This window comes from Actinomadura sp. CNU-125, assembly GCF_001942465.1.
Classification (GTDB): domain Bacteria; phylum Actinomycetota; class Actinomycetes; order Streptosporangiales; family Streptosporangiaceae; genus Spirillospora.
On the sequence record NZ_MKJY01000245.1, the window covers coordinates 1 to 8,234 of the forward strand.

Annotated in this window: 12 protein-coding genes; 5 read left to right on the forward strand and 7 right to left on the reverse strand. The window is 74.4% G+C overall.

What is annotated here, in order from left to right:
• From BJF79_RS26600 to BJF79_RS26615, 5 genes are all read right to left on the reverse strand, one after another.
• Window positions 1-827: cytochrome c biogenesis CcdA family protein (locus tag BJF79_RS26600; RefSeq protein WP_143220184.1), on the reverse strand; the 827-nt coding region annotated here is incomplete at its 3' end.
• On the reverse strand, window positions 824-1,345 hold the full coding sequence (locus tag BJF79_RS61735; protein ID WP_316043439.1) for a DsbA family protein: 522 nt from the start codon (window positions 1,343-1,345) through the stop codon (window positions 824-826). The genes BJF79_RS61735 and BJF79_RS26600, both read right to left, overlap by 4 nt.
• On the reverse strand, window positions 1,249-1,563 hold the full coding sequence (locus BJF79_RS61740) for a hypothetical protein (protein ID WP_262402617.1): 315 nt from the start codon (window positions 1,561-1,563) through the stop codon (window positions 1,249-1,251). Before BJF79_RS61740 ends, BJF79_RS61735 begins: the two co-directional genes overlap by 97 nt.
• Window positions 1,564-1,718: 155 nt before the next feature.
• Entirely contained in the window at window positions 1,719-2,150 is a 432-nt protein-coding gene (locus BJF79_RS26610; protein WP_075901443.1) for a hypothetical protein, read from the reverse strand.
• A gap of 84 nt (window positions 2,151-2,234) precedes the next feature.
• Window positions 2,235-2,987 carry a M50 family metallopeptidase gene (locus tag BJF79_RS26615; RefSeq protein WP_075901451.1) on the reverse strand — a complete coding sequence of 251 codons (753 nt, stop codon included), beginning with the start codon at window positions 2,985-2,987 and terminating at the stop codon, window positions 2,235-2,237.
• A 222-nt stretch (window positions 2,988-3,209) separates the two neighbouring features.
• Here BJF79_RS26615 and BJF79_RS26620 point away from each other — a divergent pair, with 222 nt between their 5' ends.
• Together BJF79_RS26620 and BJF79_RS53775 are read left to right on the forward strand one after the other, a co-directional pair.
• Complete coding sequence (locus BJF79_RS26620) at window positions 3,210-4,283, forward strand: AAA family ATPase (RefSeq protein ID WP_075901445.1); 1,074 nt, start codon at window positions 3,210-3,212, stop codon at window positions 4,281-4,283.
• Window positions 4,280-4,654, forward strand: a complete 375-nt coding sequence (locus tag BJF79_RS53775; RefSeq protein WP_143220186.1) for a hypothetical protein — start codon at window positions 4,280-4,282, stop codon at window positions 4,652-4,654. Before BJF79_RS26620 ends, BJF79_RS53775 begins: the two co-directional genes overlap by 4 nt.
• Here BJF79_RS53775 and BJF79_RS65805 read toward each other — a convergent pair.
• Both BJF79_RS65805 and BJF79_RS26625 read right to left on the reverse strand, forming a co-directional pair.
• The gene (locus BJF79_RS65805; protein ID WP_316043437.1) at window positions 4,614-4,874 is read right to left on the reverse strand and encodes a hypothetical protein; all 261 of its coding nucleotides are present in this window, start codon (window positions 4,872-4,874) and stop codon (window positions 4,614-4,616) included. The two genes, BJF79_RS53775 and BJF79_RS65805, sit on opposite strands and share 41 nt — an antisense overlap.
• Window positions 4,847-5,908, reverse strand: coding sequence for a hypothetical protein (locus BJF79_RS26625; protein WP_316043438.1), 1,062 nt, complete (start codon window positions 5,906-5,908; stop codon window positions 4,847-4,849). Before BJF79_RS26625 ends, BJF79_RS65805 begins: the two co-directional genes overlap by 28 nt.
• A gap of 184 nt (window positions 5,909-6,092) precedes the next feature.
• Here BJF79_RS26625 and BJF79_RS26630 point away from each other — a divergent pair, with 184 nt between their 5' ends.
• The 3 genes from BJF79_RS26630 to BJF79_RS26640 all read left to right on the forward strand — a co-directional run.
• Window positions 6,093-7,451, forward strand: a complete 1,359-nt coding sequence (locus tag BJF79_RS26630) for a bifunctional folylpolyglutamate synthase/dihydrofolate synthase (RefSeq protein ID WP_075901447.1) — start codon at window positions 6,093-6,095, stop codon at window positions 7,449-7,451.
• A 62-nt stretch (window positions 7,452-7,513) separates the two neighbouring features.
• A complete protein-coding gene (locus tag BJF79_RS26635; RefSeq protein WP_262402619.1) occupies window positions 7,514-7,831 on the forward strand; it encodes a DUF4233 domain-containing protein in 318 nt (105 codons plus the stop codon).
• Between the two features lie 119 nt (window positions 7,832-7,950).
• On the forward strand, window positions 7,951-8,234 hold a 284-nt coding region (locus tag BJF79_RS26640; protein ID WP_262402620.1), incomplete at its 3' end, for a hypothetical protein.

An 8,234-nucleotide genomic window follows, 5' to 3' on the forward strand; every position in this document is an offset into this window, starting at 1 on the left:
GCCCGCACGCCGCGCCCGACGTACTGCGCGACCTGGACGCCCGCCGCCGCGACGCCCGCGACGACGGCGATCACCGTGCCGTCGGAGACGCGCCCGGCGACGTCCTGCACCCAGCGCTGCGCCGCGTACTCGGCGTCCACGTCGAGCGCCGCGGGCAGCGCGGAGGTGCCGTCGAACAGCAGGAACAGCGCCCCGAGCACGATGAAGAACGCACCGGACACCAGCGAGTTGGTGTGCAGCTCCAGCCGTCCCGCCCGGAACGCCCGGCCGCGCAGCCACCGCCTGCGGCCGAGCCCGAACCGGTCCCAGAAGAAGGCGAGGACGAACATCGGCAGCGCCATGCCCAGCGCGTACACCGCCAGCAGGACGCCCCCGTACAGGGGGGAGCCGCTCATCGCGGAGACCGTCAGGACGCTGCCCAGCACGGGCCCCGCGCAGAACCCGGCCAGCCCGTAGAGGGCGCCGAGCGCGTACACCGACCCGGACGAACCGGGCTTGATCCGCGCCGCCGTGTCCTGGACGCGGCGGAACGCGAAGCCGAACCCGGCGATCTGCGCGACGCCGAGCGCGATGACCGTCCAGCCGCCCACGGCGACGAGGACGTCGCGGTGCCCGTAGAACAGCCGGCCCGCGAACGACCCGGCCACGCCGAGCGGCACCAGCGTGGTGCACAGCCCCGCGTAGAACACCAGGGTGCGCCCGACCAGCCGGGACGTGCCGCCGAACGCGTACGCGAAGAAGGCCGGGAGCAGCAGGGCGCTGCACGGGCTGAGCAGCGCCAGCAGGCCGCCGAGGAACGCGGCGGTCATGCCGATGTCGGGGGTCATCGCCGCGCTCCGCCGGTCGCGCGCAGCGCCGCGCGGATCTCGTTCTCGAACACCTGGAGCGGCTGCGCGCCCAGCAGCGGCTTCCCGTTGATCAGGAACGCCGGGGTGCTGGGGACGCCCAGGTCGTAGCCTTCGGACCGGTCGCGCCGCAGCGCCTCGACGGCCGGGTCGAGGGTCATGTCGACGCGGAACCGGTCGAGGTCGGGGACGCCCGCCGCGCGGGCCATCTCGACGAGCCGGTCGGCGGCGAACTCGCCGCGGTTGCGCTCGCGCTCCTCGGCGTAGGCGACGTCGTGGAACTCCCAGAACCTGCCCTGGAGGCCCGCCGCGTACCCGGCGCGGGCGGCGGCCTCCGATTCCGCGCCGAAGATCGGGAAGTCGCGCCACTCGATCCGCAGGTCGCCGTCCTCGACGTACCGCATCAGCTTCGGACGGACGTCGCGGGCGAACTTCCCGCAGAACGGGCACTGGAAGTCGGAGTACTCGACCAGGACGACCGGCGCGTCCGCGCGTCCGATCCGGCGCGCGGATCGTCGGCGTGCGCCGCGCGACGTCCCGGCCCGTCCTGCCGGGCGGCCGGCGGGGACGCCGAGGACGGCGCGCCACCAGGCGTCCGGCCGTCGCCGCCGCCGAGCATGGAGACCACGCCGAAGACGAGCGCGCCGATCAGGACGGCCGCGGCGGTGATGGTGATCTTCCGGTTCGGGCCGGAAGAGGGAGAGGTGTTCCTGGGCACGATGCTGCTCCTCGAACGAGAGGTGATGCGGGATCGCGGCCGGTGCGCGCGTCCGGCGGGGCCGGGCGGCGGGACGGGCCGGTGACTGACCGGTGACGGTCCGTGCGGCCGTCGCGGGGACGACCGACGGGCCGCGCGCGGAGCGGCGCGCGGCTCTAGATCCGCAGTACGGAGAGCAGGATGTGCCTGGGTTCGGGCGGCGACGGCCCGTTCTCGTACCGGACGGGCTCGGCCGCCGGGACGTTCGGCGGCGGCGCGAGGGTCGCGGGGACGAGCGTCGACGGCGCCTCGTGCGCGACGTTCGGGGCGTTCTGCCCCTGGGTGGTCTTCTGCTTCGAGCAGTACCGGTCGTCGTCCGGTGCGTCCGGTGCGTTCGCCGAGGCGGTGGCGGACGCCTGCACGACGCGGGCTCCGGACACCGGCGGGGCGGCGTCGGCGGCCGCGCCGTGCACCGGCTTCAGGCAGACGGACGCCGCGACGGCGAGCAGCAGCAGGACGAGCACCAGCACCCGCACGGGCAGCGGCCGTTCGGCGGCGGCGCCGCGCACGGCCCCGCGGGCGGTGCGGGCGAGGCTGCCGGAGGCCATGGGTGCGTTCCCGTTCAGGAGACGGTGCGGTTCGCGCTCACCCTACGAACCGCCGCCCGCCTCGGCAAACGCGGGGCGAGACCGTCAGGATCCCGGCAGCTCGGGCAGGTCGGGCAGGGACAGGTCGGACGGGACGAGCAGCGCCCCGCCCACGACGAGCGCGACCAGCGACACGGCGCCGAACAGCGTCACCCACGCCGCGCCGGGGACGCCGGTCAGGTGCGCGAGCTGGTCGGCGTCCGAGGACGGCGCCATCCGCCGCGACCGCATCCGCTGCAGTTCGATCACCGGGCGGGTCGCCGCCAGCAGCAGGAACCACGCGGCCAGGTAGGCGAACCCGGCCTGGACCTCGGCCGACCCGAACCACGACACGACGAACACCAGCGCGCCCGTCCCGACCACCGACAGCACACCGTAGGCGTTGCGGATCATGATGAGCATCGCGGCGAGCAGCGCCAGCGTGAACCACAGCATCAGCGTGATCCGCCCGGCCGCCAGCAGCAGCGCGAACAGGAGCCCGAGCAGGGGCGGCGAGACGTAGCCTGCGAACGCCGTGAACACCATCCCGGGCCCGTGCGGCTTGCCCCGCGACACGGTCACGCCGGACGTGTCGGAATGCAGCTTGATGCCGTCCAGCTTCCGCCCGGTGACCAGCGCGGCGAGCGCGTGCCCGCCCTCGTGCGCGATCGTCACCGTGTTGCGCGCGACCCGCCAGGCGGGGCCGTGCAGCACCGTCCCGAGCGCCACCGCGCCGACGAGCGCGACCAGCCACCACGGCGGGTCCGGCTGCGTGCCCGTCACCCGGTCCCACAGGTCGGCGATGCTTGCGTTCTCCACGTCCACCCCGGATTCCTCGTCGCGATCCCCCACAGTAGGACGTCGCGGACATTGTTCGCGTTCGGTTCCGCATCCCGGGAGATGCCGGACGGTCGTGTCGCTCGGATTCGGCGGCGAGACGGGAGCGAAAGGCAACCGTTGGCGGGGCGCCGACGTCCGAGTCACGAAATGTCCGGCGGGTGACCGGACGATCGGTGCGCACGGGAGCGGGAGAACACGGGGATGACGGAGAACGGCGGGGTCGATCCGGACGCGCTGGCGGGACGCTTCGCGCAGATGTTCGCCGCCCTGGCGGGGAACATCGAGCGGGTCGTGCGCGGCAAGCGGGACCGGGTGGAGCTGGCGCTGACGTGCCTGCTCGCCGAGGGGCACCTGCTGGTCGAGGACGTGCCGGGCGTGGGCAAGACGACGCTGGCGCGGGCGATCTCGGCGTCGGTCGAGGCGGAGTGGACCCGGATCCAGTTCACGCCCGACCTGCTGCCCAGCGACATCACCGGCGTGTCGATCTTCAACCAGGGCAACAACGCGTTCGAGTTCCACCCGGGGCCGATCTTCGCGAACATCGCGGTCGCCGACGAGATCAACCGGGGGTCGCCGAAGACGCAGTCGGCGCTGCTGGAGGTCATGGAGGAGCGGCGCGTCACGGTCGAGGGACGCCCGCATCCGGTGCCGCGCCCGTTCATGGTCGTCGCGACCCAGAACCCCGTCGACATGGACGGCACCTACCCCCTGCCGGAGGCGCAGCTCGACCGTTTCCTCATGCGGATCTCGATTGGGTACCCCGACCACCGGGCGGAGGTCGCGATGCTCGCGGGCGCCCCGACCGGCGCGATGCTCGACCGGCTCCCCGCCGTCATGGGCCGCGACGACCTCGCCCGCATGATCGACTTCGCCCGCCGCCTGCACGTCGCGCCGCCGCTGCACGACTACGTGGTACGGGTCGTCGCGGCACCCGCCCTGCCCAACGGGACGGGCCCGCACCGGATGCCGCCGAACGGCACCGGGCCGCACCGGATGCCGAACGGGACCGGGCCGCTCCCGCCCGTCCCGGACGTCCCCCAGCCGCCGCGGCACCGGGCTGTGCTCGGCGCGGGCGCGGGGCCGTCCTGCTCGTGGTCCTGGTGGCCGGGGTGCTGCTGCTGCGCTCCGGCGACGCGACCGGCCAGACCTCGCGCGGGCAGGCCCGGACGGCCACGGCGTTCGAGTCCACCCGCACGATCGTCGCGGGCGCGACCGCCGGGGGCCTGCGCAAGGACACGCTGCCGCCCCAGGTCGCCGTCACGTACCCGTTCGTGATGGGCGGCGTCGACGCGGGCGGGATCCCGCCCGCCGACCAGGGCGCCGCCGTCTACAACGAACGCCGGAGCGGGGTGGTCGACATGTTGTTCGTGGGCGGGACGGGACAGGTCAAGGACCCGGCCGCGTTCCTGCGGAAGATCCGCCCGACGACGTTCATCACCGGGCAGAACGCCAACCCCGGGCAGGCGGGCGGCAAGGCCGCCTGCGGGACGTTCGCCGTGCTCGGCACCGTCCACACCTACTGCGCGTGGGCGACGGGCGACTCCTACGGGATCGTCGCGTCGAACGTCGCCTCGCAGCAGCCCCGCTACGCGATGATGGACGCGATCATGCTCCGGATCCGCAAGGACGTCGAGCGGAAGCGCTGACGAACAGCCGCTCGGTGGGGGCGTCCACCGCGTCGAGGACCCGGCCCGTGAAGTAGACGGTGCCGAGCACGAGCACGCGGCGGCCGAGCGCGGCGATCATCCCCGGCGTCGGCCGGCCCGAGTCGATGACCCGCCAGTCGCGGGGGAGCGGCCGGGTGAACCGCAGGTGCGCGAGCGGCAGCCGGACGAACGTCACCGCGAGCCCGTCCAGCGCGGCCACCGCACCGTCCAGGTCCTTGTGGTCCGGCAGGCACACCAGGACGTGGTCGACGCCGCCCCACCGCTCCCGGGCCGCCGCGAGCGCCGCCCGGACGCCCGTCCCGTCGATGGCGGAGTCCACGAGCACCTCCGCGTCCCGTCCCGGCACGGGGTGCGCCGACAGGCGGCCCGGCAGGACGATCGACGCCAGCACTTCGCGCGCGGCGGCGCGGGCGCGTCCCGTCCGAGCAGCGCCGGGCCGAGGACGACCCCCAGTTCGGCGCTCGCCCGCCCGAGCCCGGACGGCAGGACGTCCGGCGGGACGCCGGCGCCGCCGGACGGCACGAACTCGGCCGGTTCGAGGACACCGGCCACCTCGGGCGCCTGCGGCGCCGACACCACCCGGGTGCCCGGCCCCGCGACGCCCCGCTTCTCCCGCGCGATCTCCGCCGGGGTGTCTCCGAGGACCCCCGCGTGCTCCAGGAAGACGGGCGTGATCGCCGCGACGTCCGTCCGCACGAGGCTCACCTCGTCGGACCGTCCGCCCATCCCGGCTTCGAGCACGATCGCGTCCGCGCCCGCACCCCGCGCCCGGACCAGCCCCGCGAGCATGAACAACCCGGCGGGCGACAAGTACCCGTCCGCAAGTTCGCTCGCCACGGGCCCGGCGGGCTTTGAGCCCGGGGTCTTCGGCGACGCGGTCGTGGAGTCGGGGGAGCGGCGTTCGGGCAGTTCGGCGATGGCCCGCTCCAGTTCCCCGGCCAGCGCGGCGAGTTCGGCGGGGGTGATCGCGCGGCCGTCGATGCGGATCCGGTCGCGGTTCGAGCGCAGTCCGGGGCCGGTCACCGTGCAGACCCGCAGCCCGGCCGCCGCCAGGTACGCCGACGCGTACACCGCCGCCGTGCCCTTGCCCTTCGATCCGACGACCGTCAGCACCGGCACGTCCGGCGGCAGCACACCCAGCGCCTCTCCCAGCGCCCGCGCGCGCGCCAGGCTCCGCCGCTCACCTGGAGCGCGCCCCTCCCACTCCCGAAAGAACACCGCGTCCGCGTCCATGCCTCCCATCCTCCGCGACGCCCGTCCGTCCGGCGCAGGCGGCGTCGGCGCGGGGCGGGGCGGGAGTGCGGCGGGCGGCGGATAGGCTCGGGATGTCGCCTTCCGTCACAGCCAGGAGCATCGTGAGCCAGCCAGCCGAGCCGCTCGACTACGGGGACGCAGTGCGGGAGATCCGCACCGCGGCGTGGAGTGGGACATCGATCCCACGCTCGACCGCGTCCGGGATCTGGTGGACGTTCTCGGTGAGCCGCAGCGCGCGTATCCGGTGATCCACATCGCCGGGACGAACGGGAAGTCCAGCACCGCGCGGCTCGTCGAGGCGCTGCTGCGCGAGCGGGGGCTGCGGACCGGGCTCTACACCAGTCCCGAGCTGACGACGCTGCGGGAGCGGATCGCGATCGACGGGGAGCCGATCTCCGAGGAGCGGTTCGTCGAGGTGCTGCGGGACGTGCTGCCGTACGTCGGGATGATCGACGAGAAGCACGGGGTGCGGCTGTCGTTCTTCGAGGTCCTGACGGCGATGGCGTTCGCGGCGTTCGCGGACGCCCCGGTGGACGTCGCGATCGTCGAGGTCGGGATGGGCGGACGCTGGGACGCGACGAACGTCGCGGACGGGACGGTCGCGGTCCTCACCCCGGTCGGGCTCGACCACACCCGGTACCTCGGCGACACGCTGGAGGAGATCGCGGGGGAGAAGGCGGGGATCGTCAAGCCGGGCGCGGTGGCGGTGGTGGCCCAGCAGCCGGTGGAGGCGGCCGAGGTGCTGCTGCGCCGGGTGGTGGAGACGGGCGCGACGGCGGCCCGGGAGGGCATCGAGTTCGGGATGCTGAGCCGCGACATCGCGGTCGGCGGCCAGCAGGTGCGCGTCCAGGGGCTGCACGGGGTGTACGACGAGATCTTCCTGCCGCTGTTCGGGGAGCACCAGGCGAGCAACGCGGCGGTGGCGCTGGCGGCGGTGGAGGCGTTCGCGAGCGGCGCGCCGACGCGGGGGGAGCCGAACCTGGAGGCGGCCACGCGGATCGCGGCGGGCGAGCCGTACACGGGCGGGTCCGAGGGGCAGCTCGATCCGGCGCTGGTGCGCAGCGGGTTCGCCAAGGCGGCCTCGCCGGGACGGCTGGAGGTCGCGCGGACCGGGCCGACGGTGCTGCTGGACGCCGCGCACAACCCGGCGGGGATGGCGGCGACCGTCCAGACGATCACCGAGGCGTTCGGGTTCACCCGGTTGGTCGGGGTGCTCGCGATCGCCGAGGACAAGGACGTCCAGGGCGTCCTCGACCAGCTGGAGCCGGTCCTGGCCGAGCTGGTGGTCACCCGGAACTCGTCGGCGCGCTCGCTGCCGCCGGACGAGCTGGGCGAGGAGGCCGAGAGCGTGTTCGGGTCCGAGCGGGTGCACGTCGTGGAGCGCCTGGACGACGCCATCGACCGGGCGATCGGGCTGGCGGAGGAGACCGGGGAGTACCGGGGCGCCGGGGTGCTCATCACCGGTTCGGTGGTGACGGCCGGCGACGCGAGAACGCTGCTGCGCGTGGGGGAGGGCCGTTGAGCGTCATGGCGGACGAAGTTTCGGGCGAAACGCGACAGAGTTCCGGACGGCCGAAAAATCCGGTGCGGAGTTTGCTGTCCGCGGTACTGACGTGCGAGGCGCTGATCATCGGGCTGGCCGCCCCGGTGGCGGTCGCGGTGATGGACGTGCCGGGCGCGACGGCCGCGTGGGTGTGCGGCGGGCTCGCGGTGATCTGCCTGGTGGTGACCGGGCTGCTGCGGTTCCCGTGGGCGGTCGCGGTGGGCAGCGCACTCCAGGTCGTCATCATCGCGACCGGGTTCATGGTGCCGGCGATGTTCGGGCTCGGCGCCATTTTCGGGGCGCTGTGGGCGACGGCGATTTGGCTGGGACGCAAGGCGCAGAGCGCCGCGGCACGCTAAATTCTGCGGGACGGCATCGTTCCTTTCCGCCGAATTCCCCGGACACTTCACCCCCCAATTCCGACATCTTTCTCTTTCGGGAAATCATGCGCGGCGGATGACGACTCCGAGGAGGAGGCGTGTCCCTGCCCGCACAATCCATCCCCGCGCCACGCGAACGGGTCGCGTCGCTCACGGCCGTGCTGGCCGTCGTCGCCGCGGTCCCCGCGAGCGTGCTGGCCGTGCCCGACGCCACCGCGGACGTCGTCCCGGACGCCGCGGCCGCCCTCGGCCTCGCCGACGCGCAGGTCGCCGAGCTGCTGCGCGCCACCGGCCTCGCCCTGCCCGCGCTGGTGCTCGCGGTGGCCGTTCGCGGGGCTCGCCGCCCGCCGGTTCCCGGCGTGGGCGGTGCTCGCGGCGGGCC

Bases quoted from the DNA above. Each gene is read 5' to 3' on its own strand.
- BJF79_RS26625 (WP_316043438.1), bottom strand. From the start codon at position 5,908: ATGGACGCGGACGCGGTGTTCTTTCGGGAGTGGGAGGGGCGCGCTCCA.
- BJF79_RS26610 (WP_075901443.1), bottom strand. From the start codon at position 2,150: ATGGCCTCCGGCAGCCTCGCCCGCACCGCCCGCGGGGCCGTGCGCGGC.
- BJF79_RS26620 (WP_075901445.1), top strand. From the start codon at position 3,210: ATGACGGAGAACGGCGGGGTCGATCCGGACGCGCTGGCGGGACGCTTC.